The following is a 26,060-nucleotide window of genomic DNA, read 5'->3' on the forward strand; positions in this document are numbered from 1 at the left end:
GTATAACATGCCTGATTCCGATCTCGTCGTTTCGCGCGCGGCCGGTCCGGCCGACATGGACGCCTTTATTCGTTATGCCTGGGAAATCTATCGCGACGACCCCCTTTGGGTGCCGCCGCTGATTCCCATGCAGGAGGAATTCCTGGACCCGGCCAGGGGCCCCTTTTTCGAGTTCGGCCAGGCCGAATATTTTCTGGCCCGCCGGAACGGTCGGGTGGTTGGCCGTATTTCCGCTCATGTCAGCGGCCTCTACGAGAAATACCACGACAACGAGACCGGGTTTTTCGGTTTTTTCGAATGCGAGAACAACCGTGAAACCGCCCATGCCCTGTTCGATGCCGCCGCCGGCTGGGTACGGGCGAAGGGCAAGGTGCGTCTTCACGGGCCGCTGTCGTTCGCCATCTATGACGAGGTCGGCCTGCTCGTGGACGGGTTCGATACCCCGCCGGCCATGATGCAGACCCACAACCCCCGCTACTACGAGGATCTCGTCACCTCCTGGGGGTTCACCAAGACCTTCGACTGGTACGCCTACAGAATCAGCCGCAAGCCGATGCACGACGCGGAAAAGCTGGCAAAATTGCGCGACAGCATCTTAAAGCGCCAGAAGTGCACGATCCAACCCATCCCGCGCAAGGAGTTCGCCAAGCGCGGCCCCCAGATCAAAGAGCTTTTCAACGACATCTGGAGCAAGAACTGGGGCCATATTCCGCTGACCGACCGCCAGTACCAGGACCTCTTCGTCACGCTCCAGCCGTTGGTGCGGCCGGACCTCGAGACCATGATCGTCGACGACGAAGACAACATCGTGGCCTTCTCCGTGGTGTCGCCGGACATGAACCGGCCGGTCAAACGCTTCAACGGCAAGTTCGGCTGGTGGCAGAAACTGCAACTGGTCTGGGACTGCCGGGTGAAGCCGCTGACCCACTGCCGGGCCGTCATCATGGGCGTGGCCCGCTCCCATCAGTGGAAGCGGCTGCACCACGCCATCATACTCAACATCGTGGTCAATTTTCTCCAGAACCACCCCAAGATGGAATATTGCGACTGTTCGCTCATCCCGGAATCCCTGGAGCAGTGGAACAAGACGCTCATGGATTACGGCGGCGAGCGCTACAAGGTCTTCCGCCTTTATGACCGGGACATCTGATGCGCCGGCCCGCCGTGCGGACTGGTTCGTCGTCTCTTTTCTGACCCTTGTCGTTTTTGCCGTGGCCCATCGCCACGGCTTGGCCTCGCCCTTTATCGTCAACGACGACACGCGTCAGCAGCTTTTCTGGATGGCCCGCTGGCTCGACCCCGCCCTTTATCCGTCCGACCTGCTGACGCGCTACGCCGCCGCTTATGTGCCGGCCGGGATCAAGGCGCTCTATTTCCTGGCCGCCAAGGGTCTGGGGGTGGGGCCGCTCGTCTTTTCCAAGTGGCTGACCGGCGGTCTGCTGCTGGTTTTGGCCCTGGCTTTTTTCGGCCTTGGCGCAACCCTTGAGGGCCGCGTCCTGGGCTATGCCTGCGCCGCCATGGCCTGGCTCATGCCGTTTTTCCTGAAGAACATCTCCGGCGGCCTGTCGCGGGGATTCGCCGCGCCGCTTCTCGCGCTGTTTCTGCTGGCCTGGATGCGCCGTTCGGGCCTTGGCATGGCCGTTATCCTCCTGCTCCAAGCGGTTTTCATTCCCTATATCGCCGCGCTTTGCGCCGGGTGCGCCTGTTTGGACGCGGTGTTCGCCCGCATCCAGGGCCGGCCCGACGCGCCGTTTCCGGTGCGCCCCTGGCATGGTCTGGCCCTTTTCGCCGCGGCCGGCATTGTCTGGTCCTTCGACCATACCCTGACGACCTCGGGGTTCGGTCCCCTGGTCGGGCATGCGGCGCTTGCCGCCGGGCCCGAATTTTCCGCCGCCGGCAGGCTGGAGCTCTATCCCCTGCCCAATCCCTTTTTCGATCTGGTCTATTGGCCCTTCGAGAGCATCGGCCTGTTTCTCGACATCGGCCTTGTCGCCGGTATCGTAAGCCTTGTCGTCCTGTTGCCCATCGTCATCATCGGCGCCCGGCGCGCCCCCTGGCCGGCCCTTCTGGCCAAGTGCCGCCCGGTCGGCGCGCTGCTTGTCGGTTCGCTGCTCTTGTACATTTTGGCCCGGATCGTGGCGCTGAAGCTCTTCGTGCCGGACCGCTACATTTCCTACACCATCAATGTGGTCTACGCCCTGGGCCTGGCCGTGGTCTTGCGCTATGCCTTGGCCGACATTTTAAAGCGCCCGCTGTCTCGGGTGTTGCTCCTGCTCGTTGCGGCCGCGCTCGGGGCCTGGCGGCTGACCGACGTCGGGCTTTACGACTATCGGGCCGACGCGCCGCTTTATGCCGCCGTGCGGGAGCTGCCCAAGGACGCGCTTGTCGCCGGCAATCCCGAACTCCTCGACGACGTGCTCACCTTCGGCCGGCGCGACGTCCTGGCTTCGTATGAACTGGCCCACCCCTGGAGCGTGGGCTACTGGGAGCGGTACTATCCGCGCCTGGCCCATCAGGCGGCGGCCTATTACGCCAAGGATGCCGGCACGGTGCTCGAATTCGCCAAGGCCTACGGCGTCACGCACATGGTGGTGCGCGACGCGGACTTGACCGGCGCGGCCATCGCCAGGGGACCGCTTTTCGCGCCCTTTGACGCCCGTATTCGGGAACTGGCCGCCAAACCCGGCAAGTTCGTCCTTCTCGACGCGGCCAAATTCCCCTATACCAGCCCCGAACCCGGCGTGCGTCTGGTGGATTTGCGGCCGCTCGTGGCTGCGGCGGACGCGGCGCGCCTCGACGCCGGAAACCCCTCATCCGGAAACTGAACACAACTGGCGGGAATCATGCCGGAGTCGCTTTCGATCATCATTCCGCTTTACAATGAGCAGGATAACATCGCGCCGCTCTACGAAAAGCTCGACGCCGTGCTGCCCACACTCGGCCATCCCTACGAGATCATCCTGGTCAACGACGGGTCCGTCGATGAGACCCGCGAACGCCTGGACGCGCTGGCCTGCCGCGACGACCGCGTGCGCGTGGTGCATCTGCGCCGCAATTTCGGCCAGACCGCGGCCATGATGGCCGGCATCGACTTGGCCCGGGGCGATATCCTCATTCCCATGGATGGGGATCTGCAAAACGACCCCGTCGACATCCCGCGCTTGCTGGCCAAGCTGGCCGAGGGCTACGATGTGGTCTCCGGCTGGCGCAAGGACCGCAAGGACAACCCCATCAAGCGCAATTTCCCCAGCCGGGTGGCCAACTGCCTCATTTCGGCCATTTCCGGGGTGCGCCTGCACGACTACGGCTGTTCGCTCAAGGCCTACCGTCGCCAGATCATAAAGGGCGTCAAGCTCTACGGCGAGATGCACCGGTTCATCCCCATCCACGCCGCCTGGCAGGGCGCGCGCGTGGCCGAGGTCGGCGTCACCCACCATCCGCGCATCCACGGCGAGTCCAAATACGGCATCGAGCGTACCGTGAAGGTCATTTTGGACCTCATGACCGTCAAGTTCCTGGACAAGTACGCGCAAAAGCCCATGTATCTCTTTGGAGGCTTCGGGCTGGTCAGCATGCTGATGTCGGTGCTGTCGTTCCTGTTCATGCTCTATTGCAAGTTTTTCCTGGGAAAGAGCTTTATCGAGACGCCCTTGCCCCAGGTGGTGGTCATGTTCATGCTGATCGGCATCATGGCCATCTTCATGGGGCTTATCGCCGAGATCCTCATGCGCACCTACCATGAGTCCCAGGACAAGCCGACCTACATCGTGGACTGCACGCGCAATTGCACGTGCAAGAGGGAGCCGTAGGGCAAAGTGGAGGCGGAGAGGCCTCCGGCGGCCGGGGGAAACTTTTTGAAAAAAGTGTCCCCCGGACCCCCTTCAAAAACTTTTCAAGGGGTGGGGGCTTGCATTGGTGAAGCGGCATTTGAGGGTAAAAGAGTAGGCGTATGTGCGGCATCTGCGGCTTCGTCGGACAAGGGGATGCGGCGGCGCTGTCCCGCATGAACGCCACCCTCGCCCGGCGCGGCCCGGACGGCGAGGGGACCTATGCCGACGCTTCGGCCGGGGTGCGCCTGGGCCATCGCCGGCTCGCCATCATCGACATCGCCGGCGGAGCCCAACCCATGGGCACTTCCGACGGCGACTTGGTCGTGGTCTACAACGGCGAGATCTACAACCACGCCGCCTTGCGCGAGGAGCTTGTCGCACGGGGCCACCGCTTCGTTTCGGACCACTGCGACACCGAAGTGCTGCTCCACGGCTGGCGGGAGTGGGGCGAGGACCTGCCGAAGCGGCTTAACGGCATGTGGGCCTTTGCCCTCTACGACAAGCCGCGCGGCCTGCTCTTCTGCTCCCGCGACCGGTTCGGCAAAAAGCCCTTCTTCTACGCCGCGCGTCCCGGTTTTTTCGCCTTCGCCTCGGAATTGACCGCCCTGGTCGCCCACCCCGCTCTGGCCGGCGCGTCCATCTCCCGGACCGCGCTGCGCAAATATTTCGCCTACGGCTTCATGCCCGCCCCAAACGCCCTCTACGCCGGCACGCACAAGCTTCCCGGCGGCGAAAACCTCCTTGTCGACGTGCGCGACGGCTGCGTGCGCCGCAAGCGCTGGTGGGCCTTTTGCCTGGAACCGACGGACGTTCTTCCGGCCGATCCCGAACGGGAATGGGGTGAGCGCATCGTTTCGCTTCTCGACGCGGCCGTTTCCCGCCGTCTCATGTCCGACGTGCCCTTGGGCGTGTTTCTCTCCGGCGGGGTGGATTCCTCGGCTGTAACCGCCCTGGCCGCCCGGCATGCGCCCGACATCGCCGCCTTTTCCATCGGCTTCGACGACCCGTCCTTCGACGAATCGGACAAGGCCGTGCAGGCGGCCTCCTTTTGCAACGTCGCGCACCATCTGACGCGTCTGACCCTTGCCGACGCGCTGGCGCTTTTGCCGGAAATCGTCGGCCGGCTCGACGAGCCCATGGGCGACGTGTCGCTTTTGCCCACCGCGCTCTTGTGCCGGGAGACGCGCAAACAGGTCACGGTGGCCGTCGGCGGCGACGGCGCGGACGAGCTTTTCGCCGGTTACGACCCTTTCCGGGCCCTGCGCGCCGCCGAACTCTATTCCCGCATCGCTCCAAAGCCGCTGCACAAGGCCCTGGCCCTGCTTGCCGCCCGCCTGCCCGTGGGCCACGGCTACATGGCCGCGTCCTTTCGCATAAACCGCTTTCTGCGGGGACTCTCGTATCCGCCGCGCCTGTGGAACCCGACTTGGCTCGGTCCGTGCGACCCGGCCGGAATCGCGGAGCTCTTTCGTGAGCCCGTCGATCCCGAGGAGCTCTACAGCGAGGCCGTGGCTGTCTACGAGGACTGCCCGTCCACGGACATGGTGGACAAGACCCTGGAATTCTATACGCGCCTGTATTTGCAGGACGACATCCTGGTCAAAACCGACCGGGCCGGCATGATGCATTCCCTGGAGGTGCGCGCGCCGTTTCTGGACATCGAACTGGTGGATTTCGTGCGCACCATTCCCAGCCGCTACAAGTTCCGCCACGGCACCACCAAGTATATTCTGAAAAAATCCCTGGAACGGCTCTTGCCGCGCGACATCATCTATCGCAAAAAACAGGGCTTCGGCGTGCCCATCGGCCGTTGGCTGGCCGATGGCGCGCTTGCCATGGGCGCGGCGTCGCCGGTCGAGACGGGCCTCGATGCCGGCTTTATCGAGGCAAGCCTGCGCGAACACCGGGACGGCCGGGCCGATCATCGTCTTTTTCTCTGGAATCTCTGGGTGCTGCGGCACATGGACCTGGGCGGAGGGGCCCTTGGAACGCGATAAGATCGAATACGTCACCCTGCGGGTCATCCGCCGCTTCTTTTTTGGCGAGTCGAGCCTGCATCTGCTCGGCCGCTACCTGCCGCATTACCGCGTCAACACGGGCCTGACCGACCCTTGGGCCATTGCCGAATCCTACGCCGCCGATCTGGCCAAGGTCGGCGTTTCCGTGGCCGGAAAAAGGGTGCTGGAGATCGGCAGCGGCGCGTCCAACGGCCCCGGCTATGCCCTGGTGGCCATGGGCGCGGCCCGGGTGGTGTGCCACGAGCCCTACGTCCGCTTCGACGTGGGCCTGGACGCCAAGAATCTGGCCGCCATGACCACCCGCTTCCCCAAAGTCAAATTCAACGTCGTGCACCGCCTCAAAACCCTGGATACCGTGCCCGACCATTGCGTGGATATCGTGGTGTCCAATTCCGTGCTCGAACACGTGGCCGACCCGCCCGCGCTTTTCGCCGACCTCGGCCGCGTGCTGGCCCCGGGCGGCGTCATGCTGCACCGCGTGGACTACCGCGATCACTTCTTCAAATACCCCTTCCACTTCCTCATGTTCTCCAGGTTCGCCTGGAAACATTTCCTCAACCCCGGCGACCTGCCCCGCTGGCGGCTCGACGATCACCTCAGCGCCCTGGCCGTGGCCGGCTTCGACACGCAGCTTCTTGCCAGCGAGTCCGACCCCGAAGCCTTCGCCAAGATCGCCGGCCGCCTGCACCCCGATTTCCAGCACCGCGACCCCGACATACTCGCCGTCACAAAGGCGGTGATGGTGAGTCGTGTTGCCTCCGGCGGCCAGGGGGAAACTTTTTGAAAAAAGTTTCCCCCTGGACCCCCTTCAAAAACTTTTAACGGGGCAGTCAGCCTTACCTCCTGGACAGGATTGCAGGGAAAGGGAAAATATTCGGTATGGAAGCATCCCCGTTGAAAGTTTTTGGGAGGGGAGAGCGCGAGAGGGGAAACCCTTTTTCCCAAAAAGGGGTCCCCTCTCGCATGTCCCAGTCTCCCTTCTCACCTCTTCGCCTCCTCCTCCTCAATTACGAGTACCCGCCACTTGGCGGCGGGGCGGGGAATGCCACGGCGAACATGGCCCGGGAGTTGGCGGCGCTCGGGCATGTGGTGCGGGTGGTCACGGCGGCGTATGGGGATTTGCCCAAACGGGAGGTCGTGGACGGCTACGAGGTCTGGCGGCTGCCGGCCTTGCGGCGCCATGCGGATCATTGTTCGCCTTTGGAGATGTTGTCGTTCACGGCGAGCGCCATGCTTGCCTTGCCGGCCATGGCCAGGGAATTCCGGCCCGATGCCTGCGTGGCCTTTTTCGGCATCCCCTGCGGCCCGGCGGCCTGGGCGCTGCGGGTGCTTCGCGGCGTGCCCTATATCGTTTCGCTTCGCGGCGGCGACGTGCCGGGGTTCCAGCCCTACGATCTGGCGGCCTACCATAAGCTGACGGGGCCGTTTATCCGTTTTTTATGGAAGCGCGCGGCCCATGTGGTGGCCAACAGCCGGGGGTTGGCCGATCTGGCCCGCAAATCGGCCGGGCAGATTCCCATCCGCATGATCCCCAACGGCGTGGACGCGGCGCGTTTTTGCCCGGATGCGGCGGCAACGCGCGAAGGGCCGGTGCGGCTGCTGTTCGTCGGCCGTCTGGTGCGTCAAAAGGGGCTGGACGTGCTGCTCGACGCCCTGGCCAGGCTGCCGGAGAGCGCCTGTTTCGAGGCGACCATCGTCGGCGACGGGCCGCTTCGGGGGGAGCTTGCCGACCGGACGGCGCGCCTGGGGCTTAAGGATCGGGTGCGCTTTGCCGGCTGGGTGTCCCGGGCGGACATGCCGGACGAGTTGCGCCGGGCCGACGCCTTCGTCTTTCCTTCGCGCGACGAGGGCATGCCCAACGCGGTGCTGGAGGCCATGGCCTCGGGGCTGGCCGTGGCGGCCACGCGCATCGCCGGCAACGAGGAACTGGTCCTGGACGGTGAAACCGGCTTTCTCGTGCCGCCGGACGATGCCGCCTCCCTGGCCGGGGTTCTGGTGAAGCTCGTGGCCGACCGCACCCTGTGCAGCCGGCTGGGCCGGGCCGGCCGGGAAAGGGCCGAACGGGAATACTCCTGGCGCGTGGTGGCCGGGGCCTACGCCGACCTGTGCCGGTCGGTTGGAACGAAGTAGGGCGGGCCTATGTGCGGCATCTGCGGATTCGTGGCCACGCGGGGCGGCCGGGCGGAGCTGACCGAGCGCCTGGACCGCATGTGCGCGGCCATCGCCCACCGGGGGCCGGACGGGCAGGGCGTCTACGCCGACGCCTTTGCCGACGGCGGCGGCGTGTGGCTCGGGCATCGCCGGCTGGCCGTCATCGACCTTGTCACCGGGGACCAGCCGCTGTTCAACGAAACGCGTTCCCTGGCTATCGTCTTTAACGGCGAGATCTACAATTTCAAGGAATTGCGGGAAGAGCTGATCGCCAAGGGCCACGTCTTCACTACCCGAAGCGACACCGAGGCCATCATCCACCTCTACGAGGAGATGGGGCCGGCCTGCGCCACGCGGCTTCGCGGCATGTTCGCCTTGGCCATATGGGACGCCGGCCGCCGCGAGCTGTTCCTGGCCCGCGATCCCTTCGGCAAAAAGCCGCTTTATTACACGGAAACGGACGGCGGCATCGTTTTCGGCTCCGAGATCAAGGCGCTGTTCGCCGTTCCCGGCGTCTCCGCCCGTCTGGACGCCTCGGCCGTGGCCCATTACCTGACGCTCCAGCACGTGCCCGAGCCGGCCACGGGCTTTGCCGGCATCAAGAGCCTGCCCGCCGGGCATACGCTGTCCTGGCGTGACGGCCAGACGTGCCTGACGCGGTATTTCCGGCTCGACTATCTGCCCAAGCTGACCGGCTCCGAGGACGCCCTGGCCGAAGAGCTGCGTCAGCGCGTCACCGAGGCCGTGCGCCTGCGCCTGGTCGCCGACGTGCCGCTTGGTGCGCACCTTTCCGGCGGCGTGGATTCCGGCATCATCACCGCCGTCATGGCCGGGCTCACCGACCGGCCCGTGCGCACCTTTTCCATCGGCTTCGCCGAGGAAGCCTTCAGCGAGACTGCCAAGGCCCGGGCCGTGGCCGGGCGTTTCGGCACCGAACACACCGAATTCACGCTTCGCTTCGACGATGCCCGGGCAGTCATGGAAGACGTCGCGGCCGCCACGGACATGCCCTTTGCCGACCCGTCCGCCCTGGCCGCCTGGCACCTGTGCAAACTGACGCGGCAGCATGTCACCGTGGCCTTAAATGGCGACGGCGGCGACGAGATGTTCGCCGGCTACCAGCGCTACTGGCTCGATCCCTTGGCCGACGTGTACGCCCGCCTGCCCAACGCCGTGACGCGAAGCCTCGTGCCCTGGCTGGCGAATCTGATCCCGAGCCGGGGCGACGTGCCCGTGGAAGCGGACTGGCGCGCCGGCATCGCCCGTCTGGCCCAGGCCGCGCGCATCCCCCGCACGGCCAGCCTCGTGCGCTGGGGTTCCTACTTCTCCCCCTGGGACCGCCACGCCCTGCTGCGCCCGGAATTCGAACGCGCCTCGCGCCCGGCCGATACCGTCGCCCTCTACGAGGCCTTTTACGCTGCGGCCAACGCCGAAGCGCCCCTCGACCACAACCTCTTCGCGGACGTGAGCGTCTACCTGCCCGGCGACCTGCTGGTCAAAGCCGACCGCATGGCCATGGCCCACGCGCTGGAAGGCCGCTCCCCCTTTCTCGACAGCGAACTGGCCTCCTTCGCCGCCCGCCTGCCCGTGCGCTGCAAACTGCGCGGCCGCAACGGCAAGTATCTGCTGCGCAAGGCCTTCGCCCACCTGCTTCCCACCGGCATCGCCAGCCAGCCCAAACGCGGCTTCGGCCTGCCCCTCGCCGGCTGGTTCAAAGGTCCCCTTCGCGAGTTCGCCCGCGATCTCCTCACCAATAGCCGCCTTACCCGCAACATCGCCCGCCCCGAAGCCGTGGCCGCGCTGCTCGACGCCCACGAGCGCGGCCAGGCCGACCACGGTAAACGCCTCTACGCCCTCGTCATGCTGGAGCTGTGGCTGCGACGCTATTTGGCGTAGTTGCTGCGGGCGGGTGTACGCCCCCCCCCGGGGAGGCTCTGCCTCCCCGGACCCCTCCGCCGGGCGCTGCCCGGACCCGCCGGGAGGCCACGGGCCCCCGGACCCCCCGCCCGGTGTGCTTTGGCGGGGTGGGGAGGGGATGGTTTGCCGTAAGGCGGTTGGGTGAAGATGGCTGCGGAATTTGTCGGGACGGTGCATGTCGCTTCGCGACAAGCTCGTCCCAAGCAAATTCCGCAGCCACCACGCCGTCGCCCCAAGGGGGCGACATTCAGAGAACCGGTTGTTTCTTAAAATGCGGCGCTTCGCCGCTGGCGCGGTTGTTGCCGCAATCGTGTCCGGCGTCGAGGCGCGAAGCGCCTCGTGTCGCCGGGCCGATTGCGGCAACAAGATCAACCCGACCCGCACCGTCCCCCGCTCCTCCACCCACCATCCCAACCCGGTAACGGGAGGTCCGGAGGGCATAAGCCCTCCGGCGGGGTGCAGGGGCGGAGCCCCTGCCGGGGCCTGGGGCAGCGCCCCAGTATGCCCTACGCCTGCAGCGCCGCTTCGGCTGCGTCCGGGGCTTGGCGGTAGAGGCTGTCGGCGAGGTTGGCCAGGGTATCCTTGACGTCGTCGAGGGGGGGCGGGGTCGGCAGTTCCGGGGCTTCGAGGGCTTCGAGGTCGAGGGGGGTATAGGAGAGCGAGGCGTTGAGGCTGCAGACGTCGCCGGTGAAGCCGCAGGCGGATTCCTGTTCCTGGCGCGCCGGGTCGAGGGACTTGGTGAATTGGAGCATATCCGAGGGGCATTGGCTGGTGTTGACGGCCTCGATCTCGGCGTTGATTTCGCGTGCGGTATCGATCAGGTGGTCGTAGCCGGGGATGCGCCGCATGCGTCTGGGGTCGCGGGGATCCGGGGCGTAACCGCCTTCGTTGTAGTGTTCGAGTTCCCGGCGCAGGTCGTCGTAGGCGGCGAGCACGGCCTTGCGGTAGCGGCCGGCGGCGGTCAGGGCCAGGGGGTGGCGCGGGTGCACCTCGACGCTGTCCTTGTCAGGGATGGCCAGCAGTTTTTGGGGGGCGAATCCGAGCTCTTCCAGGAACCGGTCGGCTTCCGGGCTGTCGCACAGCAGGGAGCGGAACGCCAGCCAGCGGGAGAGGGCGAGTCGGCCTTGTCGGGCGACTTTTCCCCGCAAACCGACGAAGGCTTCCAGGCGTTCGTCCAGGCGGCAGCGGCGGGAGAAGAAGTTGTCCGCCATCTCCGTGAGCAATTCACGCTTGAGGTCGTCGGCGTAGTCGGTTCCAACCGCCATGGCGTTCTCCATGATTTGAGGGTCATTTTGCTCGTACCCTTTGCCAAATGCCTTGGCAAGGGTCGATGGGTCATGACAAAGCCGTTGCTTTGGGCTAGCGTAGTCGTAAGGAGTGTGCTCCATGGCCAACGACTCCCTCAGTGCCGACGCCCTTGCCGCGGAAAACGCGGTGTTGCAGCGCCGCATCGCCGAACTCGAGCGGTTGCATGAGGAGTGTTTGCTCACGGAGCAGGCCTTGCGCCAGGGCGAGGAACGCTATCGCCGGCTGCTCGAAAGCGTGACGGATTACGTTTACACGGTTCAGGTCGCGAACGGCCGGGCCGTCTCCACCGTGCACGGACCGAACTGTGTGGCCGTTACCGGCTACACCGCCCAGGAATACCAGGATAATCCGCTGTTGTGGCTAACCATGGTCCCGGACGAGGACCGGCCGGCGGTTCTGGAGCATGCCCGCCAGGTGCTGGAAGGCGATCCCACCCCCATCGAACACCGCATCATCCATAAGGACGGCACGGTCCGGTACGTGCGCAACACGCCGGTCGTGCACCGCGACGCCTCGGGCGCGCTTGTCGCCTATGACGGCATCATCAACGACATCACCGAGCGGCGGCGTGCCGAGGCGCTCATCACCCGCATGTCGCTGCACGACGGCCTGACCGGGTTGCCCAACCGGGTGCTTTTCATGGACCGGCTGCGCCAGACCCTGCGTCTGGCCGAGCGGTCCCACGAGCGGGCGGCGGTCTATTTCATCGATCTGGACCGTTTCAAAGGCGTCAACGACGCCTTTGGCCACGAGACCGGGGACAAGGTGTTGCAGGAGACGGCCAGGCGGCTGGCCGGGTGCGTGCGGCGCAGCGACACCGTGGCGCGGCTTGGCGGGGACGAGTTCGTGGCCCTGACGCCGGCGGTGGGGGACGCCGACCATGCCGGGGTCATAGCCGCCAAGATGGTGGCGGTCCTTCGCAAGCCGTTTTCGGTGTCGGGCCATGACTGCCAGCTTGGCGGCAGCGTCGGCGTGGCGCTTTACCCCGAGGACGGCGTGCGTGCCGGGGAGCTGGTGCGCCGGGCCGACGCCGCCATGTATGCCGCGAAAAACGCCGGGCGCAACGCCTGGCGTATGGCCCAGGATGCGGTTCCCGGGCCTTCAGCCGATCCAGCCGAGCAGCCGCCACCACAGGAAGTCGAGGGGCCATAGGGCGACGATGGTGATGGCCGCCGTGATCAGGCACAGCCGCACGACGTCCTTGGCCTCGAGGCCTCCGGACTGGATGGCCACGACCAGCGGCGGGGCCTGGTAGGGCAGGATGACGGTGGAAAACCCGAGCACCTGGGTCATGGCCACGGCCAGCGGCGGCCAGTGGGTGGCCCCGGCCAGGGGCGACAGCAGGGACGTCATGACCGGCGGCACGCCGGGCAGGGTCACCACCATGCCGACCAGCGTGGACAGGCCCGAGAGGATGCCGAAGGTCTGGCCCGGGGCGTTCGGCGCAAGGGGCAGAAAGGACAGGGCCCAGGCGGCGACCTGCCGGCCCAGGCCGCTGCGGTCCGCGATGACCCCCATGCTGACGATGCCGGCGACATAGACGATCGGTTCGAATTTCAAGGCGGAAAACGGGTTTTTCCCCATCAGTCCGCTTCCCGGAAAAAGGCACCAGACAGCCACCAGCATGCCGACCCAGGCGGCCGGGATGCCGTGCCAGCCGTCCGTGGCCCAAAGTCCCACCGCGATGGCGAGCACGATGCCCAGATGGATTTCCCGGGGCGAGGCCTTGGTCGCGGGGCGCTGGACGTCGCTTTGGGGCAGGCGCGGGGTGTCGCGGTAGAGGCGGATGAGCAAGGGGAGGAGGATAAGGGCCTTGCACAGCCCGAGGACCGGGAAGTGGAGCAGGAAGTACTGGCCGTAACTGGGCGGGGTGCCGAGCGCCGCCTCCACGGTGCCGATGAAGACGGTGTTGGGGATATTGGCCGGCAGCACGGCAAAGGCCGGCAGGTAGGTCCCGAAAACGCCGGCCAGGATGACGCCCCGTCGGCCCTTGCTGCCGAAGGGATAGCCGAGCTGGTCGGCCAGGGCGGTTAATATCGGCAGCACCAGCATGACCCGGCCCATGGCCGAGGGCATGGCGAAGGTAAGCGCCATGCCGAACAGCGACACGGCGACCACGGCCTTGGGGAAGGACCGCCCGATGAACGGGGTCAGCCGGGAGGCCAGCCGGTCGCCGAGGCCGGTATGTTGTATGGCCAGGCCGATGACCGCGCCGGCCAGGACCAGCCAGGTGGCGGAGGAGGAAAACCCGGCAAAGACGTCGGCGGCCGGGGCCACCTTGCCCATCATGCAAAGGGAGAAGAAGACCAGGGCGGTCAGCCATTCCGGCAGCCAGCCCGTGGTCCACAGGCCGATGGCCAGCACGACGACGATGGCGGCCTTGGCCAGGGAGGAATCGCCGGCCGAGGTTTCGGCAAGCAGGACGATCCCGGCCACAATGATCGCGATCAGGGACAACAACTGGCGCGGCCGCAAGGACAGCAAGGCCCCGGAATCCTCCGGCCCCTTCGCCAGCGGAGCGGTTACTGCTTTTCGCATGTTGCGTCTCCTTTTACGCGCTCTCCGGCCAAAACGGCGTCCGCGTCCTCGAGAAAGGCGGCCAAAAGCCGCGCCCGGTAGGCGATGTCACCGCGCCAGAATTTCAGGCGCTCCCAGCCGCGTTCGGTCAGTTGATAGGTCTTTTTGGCCGGTCCCCGCTCGCTGACGTCCCACGCCCCGACGACTTCGCCGTCGGCCTCGAGGGTGGCCAGGGTGCGGTAGACCGCTCCGGAATCCACGCCCCGCACCGGGAGCAGGCCCTGCATGCGGCCGCGCAGGGCCGCGCCGTGACCCGGCCCGTGGGCCAGGGCCAGGAGCAGGAAGGCGTGCAGATGGCGGTAGCCCTTGGTTTTTTCCGTAGCCATGGTACTCTCCGTGATGTTTTTTACATCTTACTGTAAACTACACCTAGATGTAAACTATATTTCTCGGAGAAAGTTTTTGAAGGGGGTCCAGGGGCGGGAACCTTTTTGCGAAAAGGGTTCCCCCGTGCCGCCGGAGGCCTTTTCCTTGCCCCTTGCCAGGGCCGCGTTGCCATCCTTGTTCCAAAACGGTACATGGTTAGTGAAGCGAAAAATGCCAATCCGGCCGGGCATCCGGCTATGCGGGGGCGACGTGTTCGGCACGATAAAGCGCGTACTGGCGGGGCTTTTTTCCGGTGGGGAGCCGGAGGACGCTTCGGCTGAGTCCGGGGAAGCGATCCAGGCCGAATTCAAGCGCCGCTACCACCACTTCAAGCTGCTTTTAACGGCCAACAAGAAGGCCCTGGAGATCATGTCCGAGATGGAGGAGGCGCTGCATGGCCGGCGCACTTTCGGCATGTCGTTTATCCGGGCGCATTCCACGGCCGTCTCGGTCAACGTCTACAAGATGGTGGAGCATTTAAACGCCATCGCCCCGGACACGTACGCGGTCCTGTACGCGCGTCTCAAGGATATCCAGCGGGGCATCGGCGAATGCCTCCAGCAAAACGCGCCCGAGGGATCGGAGGCGCTGGTGGTGCCTTTTGCCAAGGCCGGCCGCCACATGGCCGATGCGGTCGGCGGCAAGGTGGCCGGGCTCGGCGAGATCGTGCGCCGCACGGGGCTGCCCGTGCCGCCGGGTTTCGCGGTCACGGCCCGGGCCTACCACCGGCTCATGGAGGAAAACGACCTCGTGGACGAGGTCAATCGGCTGCTCCAGACCGCCGGCCCCGACGACCAGGCCAACCTGCTGATCCTCAGTTCCCGCATCCGCAACGCCATTACCGAGGCCAAGGTGCCGGACGACGTGGCCCGGGCCATCAAGGGGGCCTACAAGGAACTGTGCGCGCCCTTCGGCCGGGAGTTGCCGGTGTCGCTGCGCAGCTCCGCCTTGGGCGAGGACGAGGCCGGGCAGACGTTTGCCGGCCAGTTTTCCTCCAAGCTCAACGTGTCCGGCGAGGACATCCTCACTTCCTACAAGGAGGTCCTGGCCAGCAAGTACAGCCCGCAGGCCATGACCTACCGCTTAAGTCGCGGCATCCCGGACGAGGATGTGGCCATGTGCGTGGGCGTCATGGCCATGGTCGACGCCGCCTCCGGCGGGGTGATCTATTCCCGCAACCCGCTGGACATCCGCGACAACGCCATACACATCCACAGCGCCTTCGGCCTGCCCAAGTCGGTGGTGGACGGGTCGGTGGCGACCGACGAGTTCGTGATTTCCCGCGACGAGCCGCCGCGCCTTGTCGCGCGCCATATCCGGGACAAGGACCAGGTGTTCGTGTGCCTGCCCGGGGAAGGCGTGTGCCGTACCGAAACCGCCGGTGAGCGTGCCGGAGAGCCGAGCATCAGCGATGCCCAGGCCCTGGAGCTGGGCCGGGCGGCGGTGGCCCTTGAAACCATGTACGGCGCGCCGGTGGATGTGGAATGGGCCTTGGACACGGCCGGCAAGATCCAGTTTCTCCAGTGCCGGGAGCTGGTGCAGCTGCCGGGCGGCGGGGACGGCGACGCGCCCCGGCGGGTGCATGGCGAGACGCTGGCCGCCGGCGGGGCGACGGCCAGTCCCGGCGTGGGGTCGGGGCCGGTTTTCGTGGTGCGCCGTGAGGCCGACCTGCTGCGGTTTCCGCGCGGGGGGGTGCTGGTCAGCATCGAAGCGCCGCCACGTTATGCCTCCATCATCGACCGGGTGGCGGCCATCGTCACGGAGAAGGGCGGCGCGGCCGGCCATCTGGCCAACGTGGCCCGGGAATTTCGCGTGCCGGCGCTCATGGGCCTTGCCGGCGCGACGCGGCTTCTGGTCCCGGAGGCCGTGGTCACGGTGGACGCCGATGGCCGGGCCGTTTATCCGGGCCTGGTGCGGGAGCTGGTCGAAGCGGCGGCCGTCGCCCGGGAGCCCGCTCCGGAACGCGTCACCCCCATGCACGCCATCCTGCGCCGGGTGATGGACCGCATCACCCCGCTGTACCTCATCGATCCCAACGTGCCGGCGTTCGCCCCGGAAAACTGCCGCACGCTCCACGACGTGACCCGGTTTTGCCACGAGAAATCCGTGACCGAGATGTTCGCCTTCGGCCAGGAGTTCCATTTCTCCAAGCGGGCGGCCAAGCAGCTCAAGTACAAGGGCACGGCCATGAAGTGGTGGTTCCTCAACCTCGACGATGGGTTCACCCATGACGTCACGGGCAAGTACGTCAAGCTCGAGGAGATCTGCTGCATTCCGGTCGGCGCGCTGTGGGACGGCATCGTGGCCGTGCCGTGGGAGGGGCCGCCGCCGGTGGACGGCCGGGGCCTTTTGTCCATCATCGCCCAGGCCTCGACCAACCCGCAGCTGGAGACGGCCACGCATTCGTCCTTCGCCGAGCGAAACTATTTCATGATTTCGAGCAATTATATGTGCCTCAGCTCGCGCTTCGGCTTCCACTTCTGCACGGTGGAGGCGCTTGTGGGCGAGCGGCCCCAGGAGAACTACGTCAGCTTTCAGTTCAAGGGCGGGGCGGCGGAATATTCGCGGCGCCGGCGTCGGGCCGAGTTCGTGGCCGAGATCCTGGAAGTGCGGGGCTTTGCCGTGGAGGTCAACGAGGACGCGTCCTTCGCCAGGCTCGGCGGCGGGGCCGTGCCGGAGATGCTGACGGCGCTTATGGTCGTCGGCTACATGCTCATGCACACCCGCCAGCTCGACATGATCATGCACAACGAGCCGCTGGTGCAAAGCTACAAGCGGAAGATCCTGGCCGACCTGGAGACGGTGGTCGGATTGCCGGGCCATGTCATGCCGGCCTGCCAGATTTCCGAGGCGGACGCGGAGGCCCAAACGAGCGTATGAAGCGCCGGTCGATCCAATCCTTGAGCGCCATGCACCACCGGCCTTCGAGGACCAGCGGCCCCTGGCGCAGGATCGCCCGGCCGTCGCCGCAATTGAGCAGCGCCAGATAATCCGTGCCGGTCCGGCGAAAGGGAGTCAAATTCCGGCCGGTGAGGCGGGCCAGCAGGTTGGCGCACAGGACCGGCCCCTGGCGCACGGCGTAGACCCCGGCCCGGGGAAGCGGCTTCGGCGCGAAATGGACGCAGTCGCCGCCGCCGAAGATGTCGGGATAAAGCGGGCTTTGTAAAAAGGCGTTGACCGAGAGCCCTCCGTCCGGGGACAGGGTCAAGCCGCTTCGGGCGAAAACGCCGGGCGGGCGCGTACCCGTGGCCACGAGCAGCATGTCGCAGGAAAGCGACCCGCCGCCGACAAGCATCACCCGTCCCCCGTCGAACCGCTCCACCCGGTCGCAAAGGACCTTGGCCCCCCGGTACGTGAGGGAGGCATGGGCCAGCCGCCGCGCCCGCGCCGGCCAGCCCGGCAGCAGCCCGCGCCCGGCCACCACTGTCACCAGCGGTTTGGTGACGCCCAGGCCGGCAAGGAGCCCGAGCGCGTTGCCCGCCACCTCGAAGGCCGAGGCCCCGCCTCCGGCCACCACCACCCGCACCGCCTCCCCGGCTTCCACCCGGGATTCGATGGCGCATCTGGCCGCAAGCAGGTTTTCGATGGGCTTGACCGTGCGGACGCCCTCGCCCGCGACGGGAAACGGCGCGTCGACCACGCTGCCGAGGCCGAAACTCGCCACGTCGTAGGCAAGTTCCCGGCCGTCCTCCAGAACAAGCCCTTTTCCCTCCGGATCGATGCCGGTCACGCGGCCCTGGACAAAGACATGCCCGAACGCGCCGTTCGCCCGTGCGGGGGGAAAGCGGGAGGCACCGCGCGTATGGCGAGCGCCTGCCGACAACATCGCCTCGATATCGAAGCGCAGGTCCTCCAGGGCATAACGACCGGAAAGCATGCCCGGGCCCATGCCGGAATAGGCGAGGAACGGACCGGGCGCGACGCAGACGACGTCGATGCCGGCATCGTCAAAGACACCAAGCCGGGACAGGGTGAAGAGGTGGGCGTGGCCGCCGCCGGCCAAGACGAGTCGTTTGCGCATGCCGCAGCATACGCTATGGGGTGAAAAGCGGGAAGACGTAAAGAGGTGAGGTGGGAGTCTTTTGGGAAAGGGGGGGGCGGTCCCATATTCCGCAAGAGAGGGGCCTGTAACGAAATCTGTGTAAATCTCCACTAAGGGGCGAACGCCCCAGGAGGTTTACACAGATTTCGTTACAGGCCCGGCTGCATTGTCTTCCGCGGTTCAAGCCAAGGTTGTGATCGGGGGGCTGTTCGGCCATGTCTGCTGACTGGCATCAGGCGGTTGTGTCAGTCGTGCCCCCTGCCGTTCTCCCGTTTCCCGATCCTGGCGATCTGCTCGCTTCCATCAAGTTTCTTCCTGCGTCTGGCGAATGGATGTATTTCCGGGAATGTTTTTTGGGCAACGCATCTTTTCCTTTTGATGATTTGTTTTTTATGTGATCGTGTTTTTGTATGTCTCGCCCGGTCCCCGTGAAACCGGCTGGCGTGCGCAGTGATCCCTGACGCGGTTCTGTTGGTCCATTGTTCCACAAAAAACATAGCGCCTGAATCAACATTATGCCTGACGGAAACAATCTTCTCGATGTTGACAGTATTTATATTCCCCTATCTCCCTATCGCTATTTTGAAACAAACAGCCCTGACGACGTGAATGCCGCGTTATCTGAAAATTTTCGGAATGGGCATATCGACGTGGTTAACAAGAAAAAATTCAAAATGATCTACAACCATGTGAAGATTGGGCATGTTTCCTTCAATGCCGCGGCGTCGTCAGCCGGCTTTCATATCCATGCCGCCATCGACATCAAGAGTTTCGTACTGATCTTTGTGACGCATGGGCGACTGGAAGCCCGCATAAAAGGAAAGACATCCCTTTGCATTCCGGACAAACTCGCCAGCCTTCTCGATTTCGATCAGCCTTCCGTTATTGCCGTCGAGCCTTTTTATAACAATATGACGGTCCGTTTCGCCCGCGTGGCTGTCGAACGAATGCTGGAAAAACTCACCGGCAAACCTTTGCGACACGCGCTTCGTTTCGCCAATCAAATCGATTTGTCGCAACCCGGCCCCAAGCGCTTGTTGGCCATCATCAACCAAGTGGCCGCCTTGTACGAACACGATACCGCGCTCGCCCAGGAACCTCTGCTCGTCGGCCAATACGAACAGCTCCTTTTGACGGCCCTTTTGACCTGCCTGGAGCACAATGCCCGGGGGGCTCTGCTGGCGCCGCCGTTGCCGGCCCCACCCAAGGTGGTCGCCCTGGTGGAAAACTTCCTTGAAGCCAATGCCGACAAACCGCTCAATCTCGGCGATTTGGCCGACCTCACAAACATGAGCGCCCGTTCCATCCAGCTGGCCTTCAAAAAGCATCGCGGCTATAGCCCGTCGCGGTTTCTGCGGGAATGCCGCTTATCCCGGGCTCGGGATTTGTTGCGTTGCGCCGCGCCGGGCACAAGCGTGCTGTCCGTTTCCCTGGCCTGCGGTTTCGCCTCCCAGAGCCTGTTCAGCCGCCTTTACCGCGAGCGGTTCGGCGAAAAGCCTTCCGAATCCGTGGCAAGAACCTGACGCCGCGCCATTTCCTTGCATTGGGACCCGCTATCCACGATGGCGGGTCTTTCGTTTTTTTAGCAAAACTTGCGTCTTCGAATAAGACATCAGCCGTGAAAAGTGCTACCGATCGGTTTAATTCTGCAATCTCTTCGTCCCGGGGAAATCCCTTTGCGTCACGGCCCGATGTTCGCGATGTCGCAATAATCTCTTTTCATCGCCGAAAAAATGCCGGAGCCAGGAATGCGTAAAATAGTACTCTTCCCCCTGTTTATCGCCATCTGCATCATGCTTGCCGCCGTTCCCGCCGAAGTCCGTGCAACGGAAACGAAAACACAAGGCGACTTTCGTTGGACCGTCGTTCCCTATGCCTGGCTGACGGGCCTTTCCGGCACCATCGGCGCGAAAGGCTACGACACCACGGTCGACGCCTCCTTCGCCGACCTTTCAAAGTACCTGAACATGGCCGCCATGGTGCACCTCGAGGGCCTCTACAGGGATCGCGTGGGGCTTTTTACCGATTTCAACTATTCGCTGCTTGGCGACCAGGCCTCGGGCAAGCGCGTCTCCCTCGACGGCAAGACCAGCCTGCTGCTCATCGACATCGCCGCCTTTTACCGCCTGGGGAGCGTCCCCCTGGGCCGGACGGGCAACGCCTCCCTGGACTTCGATCTCCTGGCCGGGGCGCGCATCTGGAGTCTGGCGCTCAAGCTCGACGGCGACCGGGCCCGGGGCGGGCGCGACATCTTCCAGTCGAAGACCTGGGTCGATCCCATCGTCGGGGCCAGGGCCGAAATTCATTTCGCCAGGGACTGGCTTTTGAACCTGCGCGGCGGCATCGGCGGCTTCTCCATCAGCTCGGCCATCACCTGGGACGTCACGGCCGCCCTGGGCTACACGTTCTGGAAACACGGCACGGTGCTCCTCGGCTACCGGGCCGTGGGCGTCAACCACGATGAGGGCAGCGGCAAAAGCGCCTTCAAGTTCGATGCGACCCTAAGCGGTCCCATTCTGGGGTTGGCCTTCACGTTTTAGTCCACAGACCCCCCGGGCTCCGGCCCGACCCATCACCACCCGGCGGGGGAGGTCTTTCGCGCCCCCGCAAACCCGCCGGCCGCCCAGGGGCGTGTTTCCCGGGCCAGGCATGGCGGCTGAGGATGAGGAATCCGCCCATGCGCAAACACGCTCTTTTGGTGGCGACGGCCTTGCTGTGCCTCGCGTTTTTGTCCGGGCCGGCCGGGGCCGCGACGACCATCGACCCCAAGGCCGACGCCCTGCTGCGCGCCGTGGCCGCCCACATGCAGTCCCTAAGCGCCTTTTCGGTCACGGAAAAAAGCCTGGTGGACAGGGTCTTCCCCAACGGACAGAAGGTGGCCTTTTTCCACAAGACGGCCATCAAGGTCGCGCGTCCGGACAAACTGCGCGCCGAGGCCGTCGGCGACGACATCTCCGGCGTCTGGAACCAAAACGGCACGGCCTTCCAGGTCTACGACGCCACCTCCAAGGCCTACGTCGCCTTCGACGTGCCGCCGCGACTGGCCGCCGCCCTGGACATGGCCATGGCGCGGTTGCGTCTGGTCGGACCCATGATCGATCTGCTGGCCGACGATCCCTACAAGAGCATGATGGATGGGGTGCTCGAAGCCGTCTATGTCGGCGAGAGCGAGGTCGGCGGCAAACCCTGCCATCATCTGGCCTTGCGCCAGCTCACCCGCGATTTCGAGTTGTGGGTCGACGCCGGCAAGACCCCCTGGCCGTTGCGCCTGGCCGTCACGGACAAGACGCTGCACGGCAATCCCCGCACCCTGGTCGAATATGCCGACTGGAAGGCGGTTTCCCACTTTCCGGCCAAGACGTTCGCATTCACGCCGCCGTCCGACGCCGTGCGGGTCAAACTCGCCGCTCCCGCCCCCGCCCCCGCGGCCGGGCCCAAGCCCTGACGGAGGCGCGCCATGGCAATGCTCCTTTCGCGTAAAATCATGCGGCTGGCGGGCCTTCTCGGGCTGGCGGCCGGTCTGGTCCTGGTTTTTGCACCGTCCGCCCCGTGCTTTCGGGGCTTCGGCGGCGGCTTTCACGGTGGTGGGTTCGGTGGTTTCCACGGCGGCGGTTTCGGCGGCTTTCATCCACCGGCCGGCGGTTTTGGCGGCGGCTTCCACCCCCCGATGCCCGGCGGCATGGAGGGCGGTTTTCATCCGCCCATGCCGGCTGGCGGTATGAACGGTGGCTTTCATCCGCCCGCCGGCGGCTTCGGCGGCATGAACGCTGGCTACCATCCGCCCGCGCCTTATGGCGGCATGCCCCCGGCCGGGGCCATGCACGTTCCGCCGCCCATGGGCCCGGCCGCGTTCGGGGCTGGTCCGCACCCCATGGGGCCGGCTCCCATGCCCGCCCCCTTCGCCCCGGCCTTCGGTCCGGTCGGCTACCATCCGCCCGCGCCCTGGTTCGGACCGCACCCCATCGCACCCGTGCCGGTCGTGAACCCTGGCGCGGTGGCGGCTGCCGCCGCCGTGACCACCGCGGCCGTGGCGGCGACCGCCGCAACGCTCTACGCCCTGCCGCCCGCGGCCGAACCGGTACTCGTCAACGGGGCGACGTACTACACCGTGGGCGGCGCCTACTACCAGCCTGTGATCCAAAACGGCGTGACGGTCTATGTCCCGGTCAACCCGCCGTTTTAGATGTTCCGGCGACGTGCGCGCCAAGCGGGCCGCGTCTGTTCGGAGGGCCTTCTGACGGCAGGCTGACGCATGCCGATCCGGCAATCATGCATCGAACCGATGGAGGAAACATATGCCACGCGTCCTCGCCATCGTCCTGACGGCGCTTGTGCTGACAGCCCTCGGGCCCTTCCCGGCAGCGGCCCAGCAAAGCGGCCCCCCGGGATCGCCAAGCGCCACCATCACCATTCCGGGCGGCCAGCTCCCGGCCCCGCCCCAGAAATTCCACGGCATCATCAAAGACACCGCGCAGCAGTCCAAACCCTACTGGCCGGCGCGCATCGTGCCGCCCAAAGGCGCGCCCAACATCCTCCTCATCATGACCGACGATTCGGGCTTCGGCGTGCCAAGCACCTTTGGCGGCGTGATCCCGACCCCGGCCCTGGACCGCATCGCCGAGGCCGGCCTGCGCTACACCAACTTCAACTCCACCTCCCTGTGCTCCCCGACCCGGGCGGCGCTGATTACCGGCCGCAACCACCACTCGGTGGGATTTGGCGTCATCGCCGAGCAGGCCACGGGCTTCCCCGGCTACGACAGTTTCATCCCCAAGGACAAGGCCACCATCGGCACGATCCTCAAGGACCACGGCTACCGCACCTCCTGGTTCGGCAAGGACCACAACACCCCGGCCTTCCAGGCCAGCCAGGACGGCCCCTTCGACCAGTGGCCCATCGGCATGGGCTTCGACTATTTCTACGGGTTCGTCGGCGGCGACGCCAACCAGTGGGAACCGAACCTCTTCCGCAACACCACCCAGATCTACCCCTTCAAGGGCAAACCCGGCTGGAACCTGACCACGGCCATGGCCGACGACGCCATCGACTACATGAACCGCATCAACGCCCTGTCCCCCGACCAGCCGTTTTTCGTCTACTACGTGCCCGGCGGCACCCACGCCCCGCATCATCCGACCCCGGAATGGATCGAGAAAATCAGCAAGATGCACCTGTTCGACCAGGGCTGGAACAAACTGCGTGAACAGATCTTCACCAACCAGAAAAAGCTCGGGGTCATTCCGGCCGACGCCAAGCTCACCCCCTGGCCGGACGACCTGCTCAAGAAGTGGGATTCGCTTAACGCCGACGAAAAGAAGCTCTTTATCCGGCAAGCCGACGTCTTCGCCGCCTACGTGGCCTACACCGACCACGAGATCGGCCGGGTCATCCAGGCCGTGGAGGACATGGGCAAGCTCGACAATACGCTCATCATCTACATCAACGGCGACAACGGCACGAGCTCGGAAGGCACCCTCGTCGGCACGCCCAACGAAGTGGCCATGTTCAACGGCATCACCGTGCCCGTCGAGGACCAGCTCAAGGCCTTCTATGACGTCTGGGGATCGGACAAGACCTATCCCCACATGGCCGTGCCCTGGGCCTGGGCCTTTGACACGCCGTTTCCCTGGACCAAGCAGATCGCCTCGCACATCGGCGGCGTGCGCCAGGGCATGGCCATCGCCTGGCCCAAGGTCATCAAGGACGCTGGCGGCATCCGCACCCAGTTCTCCCACGTCATCGACATCGTGCCGACCCTCCTCGAGGCCACCGGCATCAAAGCCCCGGAAGTGGTGGACGGCATCAAGCAAAGCCCCATCGAGGGTGTGAGCCTGTACTACACCTTCGACGCGAAAAACGCCCAAGCGCCCTCGCGGCATCACACGCAATACTTTGAAATGATGGGCGACCGGGCCATCTACCACGACGGCTGGCTGGCCAGCACCAAGGTCATGCGGCCGCCATGGGACATGGTTTCCCCGGCCAGGGACCCCATGACCTACCCCTGGGAACTCTACGACCTCACCAAGGACTGGACCCAGTTCTCGGACGTGGCGGCAAAGCATCCGGAAAAGCTCAAGCAGATGCGGGGGCTTTTCATGGACGAAGCCAGGAAGCACCAGGTGCTGCCCCTCAATACCGAGGTGGTGCAACGCCTCATCGCGCCGCGACCGAGCCTCACCGCCGGCCGCGACGTCTTCACCTGGACAAGGCCGCTTACCGGCACGCCCAACGGCGACGCCCCCTCGGTCTTGAACGCCTCCTACAACTTCAAGGCCGAAGTCGAGGTCCCCGAAGGGGGCGGCGACGGCATGCTCATCACCCAGGGCGGCCGTTTCGGCGGCTACGGCTTCTACTTGCTTAGGGGCAAGCCCGTGTTCCTGTGGAACCTGGTCGACCTCGAGCGGATCAAGTGGGAAGGCCCGGCGCTTACTCCGGGCAAGCATGTGTTGGAATTCGACTTCGCCTACGACGGCATGGGGCCGGGCACCCTGGCCTTCAACAGCTTCTCGGGCGTCGGGCGCGGCGGCACGGGCACCCTCAAGGTCGACGGCCAGGCCGTGGACACCAGAAAGATGGAACACTCCCTGCCGTTTACCCTGCAATGGGACGAGTCCCTCGACATCGGCTCGGACACCCTGACCGGCGTCAACGACGCCGATTACCAGACGCCGTTTCCCTTTAACGGCACAATCGAAAAGATCACGCTGACCGTGGACCGGCCCAAGCTCTCTCCCGAAGACGAGAAGAAGCTGGCCGCTGCCCAGCGCGCCAAAGGCACGAGCGATTAATAACCGCGTCCTGTCCCCCTCTTTCTCCGGAAAGGGGGGGACAGGACCTCTTGCGCAAAGACAGGTGATGCAAACGAGGCGGGGAATCCGACGTGGCACGGACGGGGCCTCCCGGCTCCATACAAAAGGAACGGGTTTTCCCAAAAAGGGCTTCGGTCCATTCAGGCATTTTTCTACAAAGGAGGGATTTGTGCGTATGAAAATAGTGGCGCTCATGTGCGCCATGATCCTTGCCGCGGCAACGACTTCTTCCTTTGCCGCCGGCAAAAAACAGGTTCCTGTCCCTGCGACAGCAAGGAACATGACATTCAAATCCCTGCGGGGCGTCCAATATTGTGAAATATGGATGCTTGTCGGCTCTCCGGAAACCGGAATAACCGGGCACTATTTTAACACCAGCAACCTTAACGATGGCACGAACAAAATGGACACGTGTCCACAGGCCATGTGGTCCAAGGTCGACGCCAAAGCGCTGCACGACGACTACGACACCTACACGGTCTTTAAAAATGGCCCCCGTGGCTGGACGATGGACTCGGTCACGATCCCCGTCGGTCCCGTGGATACGTTCGACGGTCTGAAGGCCCGTTGGTGGGGCAAGGGCGTTCTGCCAAAAGGTGCTGACTTCAAAAAAGGCCTGGAACCTTACAAGCCACTCAAATCGCATCGCAAGTCCGTTTTTACCTTTAAGAAGGGCGAGCCCGTGTTCATTATCGAGGATGCGCAGGGGACGCCATGGGTCATGCAGGCTTTCAGTAAAATCGTCGACCCCGCCATGTCCTACAACGCCCTTAAGACCCTTGGTGACAGAATAAAGCCTGCTTCGGGCTGGAAATACCGGGTGGCCATACCGGAGAAGGATCTCGTTGTCTCGACGCCCAAAGGCTACAATTGGATTGTCCAGGATGAGTTCGGCAATACCTATGACGCTTGCAAGGAGGGCGCCTGCAACTTCCAGCCGTAGATACGGACATGGTCGCGAGAAGGTTTGGGATGAGGCGAGTGTTGGATGGGGGAGAACCCTTGTGAAGGGATTTTCCTTTCACAGTTCCTTGTTATG

General features: G+C 64.9%; 20 protein-coding genes. 16 read left to right on the forward strand and 4 right to left on the reverse strand.

Annotation, left to right across the window (positions count from 1 at the left end; genetic code table 11):
* The first annotated feature begins 7 nt into the window (after positions 1–7).
* The 7 genes from DESFRDRAFT_RS03105 to asnB (DESFRDRAFT_RS03135) all read left to right on the forward strand — a co-directional run bounded on the left by DESFRDRAFT_RS03105 (position 8) and on the right by asnB (DESFRDRAFT_RS03135) (position 9,895).
* Positions 8–1,150 (forward strand): hypothetical protein, encoded by a 1,143-nt coding sequence (locus DESFRDRAFT_RS03105; RefSeq protein WP_005991012.1) that lies wholly within the window; start codon positions 8–10, stop codon positions 1,148–1,150.
* On the forward strand, positions 1,134–2,825 hold the full coding sequence (locus DESFRDRAFT_RS03110; RefSeq protein ID WP_005991014.1) for a hypothetical protein: 1,692 nt from the start codon (positions 1,134–1,136) through the stop codon (positions 2,823–2,825). Before DESFRDRAFT_RS03105 ends, DESFRDRAFT_RS03110 begins: the two co-directional genes overlap by 17 nt.
* Before the next feature lie 18 nt (positions 2,826–2,843).
* Complete coding sequence (locus DESFRDRAFT_RS03115; protein ID WP_005991016.1) at positions 2,844–3,809, forward strand: glycosyltransferase family 2 protein; 966 nt, start codon at positions 2,844–2,846, stop codon at positions 3,807–3,809.
* A gap of 140 nt (positions 3,810–3,949) precedes the next feature.
* Positions 3,950–5,827, forward strand: a complete 1,878-nt coding sequence (asnB, locus tag DESFRDRAFT_RS03120) for an asparagine synthase (glutamine-hydrolyzing) (protein WP_005991018.1) — start codon at positions 3,950–3,952, stop codon at positions 5,825–5,827.
* Entirely contained in the window at positions 5,814–6,632 is an 819-nt protein-coding gene (locus DESFRDRAFT_RS03125) for a class I SAM-dependent methyltransferase (RefSeq protein ID WP_005991021.1), read from the forward strand. The genes asnB (DESFRDRAFT_RS03120) and DESFRDRAFT_RS03125 overlap by 14 nt, the downstream gene beginning before the upstream one ends.
* A gap of 272 nt (positions 6,633–6,904) precedes the next feature.
* Complete coding sequence (locus tag DESFRDRAFT_RS03130; protein WP_233489547.1) at positions 6,905–7,978, forward strand: glycosyltransferase family 4 protein; 1,074 nt, start codon at positions 6,905–6,907, stop codon at positions 7,976–7,978.
* Between the two features lie 9 nt (positions 7,979–7,987).
* Positions 7,988–9,895, forward strand: a complete 1,908-nt coding sequence (gene asnB, locus DESFRDRAFT_RS03135; RefSeq protein ID WP_005991025.1) for an asparagine synthase (glutamine-hydrolyzing) — start codon at positions 7,988–7,990, stop codon at positions 9,893–9,895.
* A 527-nt stretch (positions 9,896–10,422) separates the two neighbouring features.
* Here asnB (DESFRDRAFT_RS03135) and DESFRDRAFT_RS03140 read toward each other — a convergent pair.
* Positions 10,423–11,181: a hypothetical protein gene (locus DESFRDRAFT_RS03140; RefSeq protein WP_005991027.1), complete on the reverse strand. Its 759-nt coding sequence runs from the start codon at positions 11,179–11,181 to the stop codon at positions 10,423–10,425.
* Positions 11,182–11,302: 121 nt separating this feature from the next.
* Between DESFRDRAFT_RS03140 and DESFRDRAFT_RS03145 the strand changes: the two genes are divergently transcribed.
* Positions 11,303–12,376, forward strand: coding sequence for a sensor domain-containing diguanylate cyclase (locus DESFRDRAFT_RS03145; protein WP_005991029.1), 1,074 nt, complete (start codon positions 11,303–11,305; stop codon positions 12,374–12,376).
* Here the strand turns inward: DESFRDRAFT_RS03145 and DESFRDRAFT_RS03150 are convergent.
* Together DESFRDRAFT_RS03150 and DESFRDRAFT_RS03155 are read right to left on the reverse strand one after the other, a co-directional pair.
* The gene (locus DESFRDRAFT_RS03150; protein WP_005991031.1) at positions 12,326–13,762 is read right to left on the reverse strand and encodes an SLC13 family permease; all 1,437 of its coding nucleotides are present in this window, start codon (positions 13,760–13,762) and stop codon (positions 12,326–12,328) included. The genes DESFRDRAFT_RS03145 and DESFRDRAFT_RS03150 overlap by 51 nt on opposite strands.
* A complete protein-coding gene (locus DESFRDRAFT_RS03155; protein WP_005991033.1) occupies positions 13,747–14,127 on the reverse strand; it encodes a helix-turn-helix transcriptional regulator in 381 nt (126 codons plus the stop codon). The genes DESFRDRAFT_RS03150 and DESFRDRAFT_RS03155 overlap by 16 nt, the downstream gene beginning before the upstream one ends.
* A gap of 211 nt (positions 14,128–14,338) precedes the next feature.
* Here DESFRDRAFT_RS03155 and DESFRDRAFT_RS03160 point away from each other — a divergent pair, with 211 nt between their 5' ends.
* Complete coding sequence (locus tag DESFRDRAFT_RS03160) at positions 14,339–17,047, forward strand: PEP/pyruvate-binding domain-containing protein (RefSeq protein ID WP_144004892.1); 2,709 nt, start codon at positions 14,339–14,341, stop codon at positions 17,045–17,047.
* Here the strand turns inward: DESFRDRAFT_RS03160 and DESFRDRAFT_RS03165 are convergent.
* Positions 16,992–18,188, reverse strand: coding sequence for an NAD(P)/FAD-dependent oxidoreductase (locus DESFRDRAFT_RS03165; RefSeq protein ID WP_005991037.1), 1,197 nt, complete (start codon positions 18,186–18,188; stop codon positions 16,992–16,994). The genes DESFRDRAFT_RS03160 and DESFRDRAFT_RS03165 overlap by 56 nt on opposite strands.
* A gap of 236 nt (positions 18,189–18,424) precedes the next feature.
* Between DESFRDRAFT_RS03165 and DESFRDRAFT_RS21760 the strand changes: the two genes are divergently transcribed.
* The 7 genes from DESFRDRAFT_RS21760 (at position 18,425) to DESFRDRAFT_RS03195 (ending at position 25,964) form a co-directional block, all read left to right on the forward strand.
* The gene (locus DESFRDRAFT_RS21760; RefSeq protein ID WP_144004893.1) at positions 18,425–18,607 is read left to right on the forward strand and encodes a hypothetical protein; all 183 of its coding nucleotides are present in this window, start codon (positions 18,425–18,427) and stop codon (positions 18,605–18,607) included.
* A gap of 117 nt (positions 18,608–18,724) precedes the next feature.
* The gene (locus DESFRDRAFT_RS20585; protein ID WP_005991038.1) at positions 18,725–19,732 is read left to right on the forward strand and encodes an AraC family transcriptional regulator; all 1,008 of its coding nucleotides are present in this window, start codon (positions 18,725–18,727) and stop codon (positions 19,730–19,732) included.
* Between the two features lie 225 nt (positions 19,733–19,957).
* Complete coding sequence (locus DESFRDRAFT_RS03175; RefSeq protein ID WP_005991039.1) at positions 19,958–20,749, forward strand: porin family protein; 792 nt, start codon at positions 19,958–19,960, stop codon at positions 20,747–20,749.
* Positions 20,750–20,886: 137 nt separating this feature from the next.
* Positions 20,887–21,654, forward strand: a complete 768-nt coding sequence (locus tag DESFRDRAFT_RS03180) for a DUF2092 domain-containing protein (RefSeq protein ID WP_005991041.1) — start codon at positions 20,887–20,889, stop codon at positions 21,652–21,654.
* 12 nt (positions 21,655–21,666) lie between these two features.
* A complete protein-coding gene (locus DESFRDRAFT_RS03185; RefSeq protein ID WP_005991043.1) occupies positions 21,667–22,392 on the forward strand; it encodes a hypothetical protein in 726 nt (241 codons plus the stop codon).
* Between the two features lie 112 nt (positions 22,393–22,504).
* Positions 22,505–25,000: an arylsulfatase gene (locus tag DESFRDRAFT_RS03190; RefSeq protein WP_005991045.1), complete on the forward strand. Its 2,496-nt coding sequence runs from the start codon at positions 22,505–22,507 to the stop codon at positions 24,998–25,000.
* A gap of 190 nt (positions 25,001–25,190) precedes the next feature.
* Positions 25,191–25,964: a hypothetical protein gene (locus DESFRDRAFT_RS03195; RefSeq protein WP_144004894.1), complete on the forward strand. Its 774-nt coding sequence runs from the start codon at positions 25,191–25,193 to the stop codon at positions 25,962–25,964.
* Positions 25,965–26,060 lie beyond the last annotated feature (96 nt).

Origin of the sequence: Solidesulfovibrio fructosivorans JJ] (genome assembly GCF_000179555.1) — a bacterium.
GTDB classification, from domain to species: domain Bacteria; phylum Desulfobacterota; class Desulfovibrionia; order Desulfovibrionales; family Desulfovibrionaceae; genus Solidesulfovibrio; species Solidesulfovibrio fructosivorans.

Excerpts from the sequence above, each read along its gene's own strand:
- asnB (WP_005991025.1), top strand. The coding sequence starts at position 7,988 with ATGTGCGGCATCTGCGGATTCGTGGCCACGCGGGGCGGCCGGGCGGAG.
- DESFRDRAFT_RS03105 (WP_005991012.1), top strand. The coding sequence starts at position 8 with ATGCCTGATTCCGATCTCGTCGTTTCGCGCGCGGCCGGTCCGGCCGAC.
- DESFRDRAFT_RS03180 (WP_005991041.1), top strand. The coding sequence starts at position 20,887 with ATGCGCAAACACGCTCTTTTGGTGGCGACGGCCTTGCTGTGCCTCGCG.
- DESFRDRAFT_RS03185 (WP_005991043.1), top strand. The coding sequence starts at position 21,667 with ATGGCAATGCTCCTTTCGCGTAAAATCATGCGGCTGGCGGGCCTTCTC.
- DESFRDRAFT_RS03160 (WP_144004892.1), top strand. The coding sequence starts at position 14,339 with ATGCCAATCCGGCCGGGCATCCGGCTATGCGGGGGCGACGTGTTCGGC.
- asnB (WP_005991018.1), top strand. The coding sequence starts at position 3,950 with ATGTGCGGCATCTGCGGCTTCGTCGGACAAGGGGATGCGGCGGCGCTG.
- DESFRDRAFT_RS03115 (WP_005991016.1), top strand. The coding sequence starts at position 2,844 with ATGCCGGAGTCGCTTTCGATCATCATTCCGCTTTACAATGAGCAGGAT.
- DESFRDRAFT_RS03150 (WP_005991031.1), bottom strand. The coding sequence starts at position 13,762 with ATGCGAAAAGCAGTAACCGCTCCGCTGGCGAAGGGGCCGGAGGATTCC.
- DESFRDRAFT_RS03110 (WP_005991014.1), top strand. The coding sequence starts at position 1,134 with ATGACCGGGACATCTGATGCGCCGGCCCGCCGTGCGGACTGGTTCGTC.
- DESFRDRAFT_RS21760 (WP_144004893.1), top strand. The coding sequence starts at position 18,425 with ATGTCTGCTGACTGGCATCAGGCGGTTGTGTCAGTCGTGCCCCCTGCC.
- DESFRDRAFT_RS03145 (WP_005991029.1), top strand. The coding sequence starts at position 11,303 with ATGGCCAACGACTCCCTCAGTGCCGACGCCCTTGCCGCGGAAAACGCG.
- DESFRDRAFT_RS03165 (WP_005991037.1), bottom strand. The coding sequence starts at position 18,188 with ATGCGCAAACGACTCGTCTTGGCCGGCGGCGGCCACGCCCACCTCTTC.
- DESFRDRAFT_RS03175 (WP_005991039.1), top strand. The coding sequence starts at position 19,958 with ATGCGTAAAATAGTACTCTTCCCCCTGTTTATCGCCATCTGCATCATG.
- DESFRDRAFT_RS03140 (WP_005991027.1), bottom strand. The coding sequence starts at position 11,181 with ATGGCGGTTGGAACCGACTACGCCGACGACCTCAAGCGTGAATTGCTC.
- DESFRDRAFT_RS20585 (WP_005991038.1), top strand. The coding sequence starts at position 18,725 with ATGCCTGACGGAAACAATCTTCTCGATGTTGACAGTATTTATATTCCC.
- DESFRDRAFT_RS03155 (WP_005991033.1), bottom strand. The coding sequence starts at position 14,127 with ATGGCTACGGAAAAAACCAAGGGCTACCGCCATCTGCACGCCTTCCTG.
- DESFRDRAFT_RS03130 (WP_233489547.1), top strand. The coding sequence starts at position 6,905 with ATGGCCCGGGAGTTGGCGGCGCTCGGGCATGTGGTGCGGGTGGTCACG.
- DESFRDRAFT_RS03190 (WP_005991045.1), top strand. The coding sequence starts at position 22,505 with ATGCCACGCGTCCTCGCCATCGTCCTGACGGCGCTTGTGCTGACAGCC.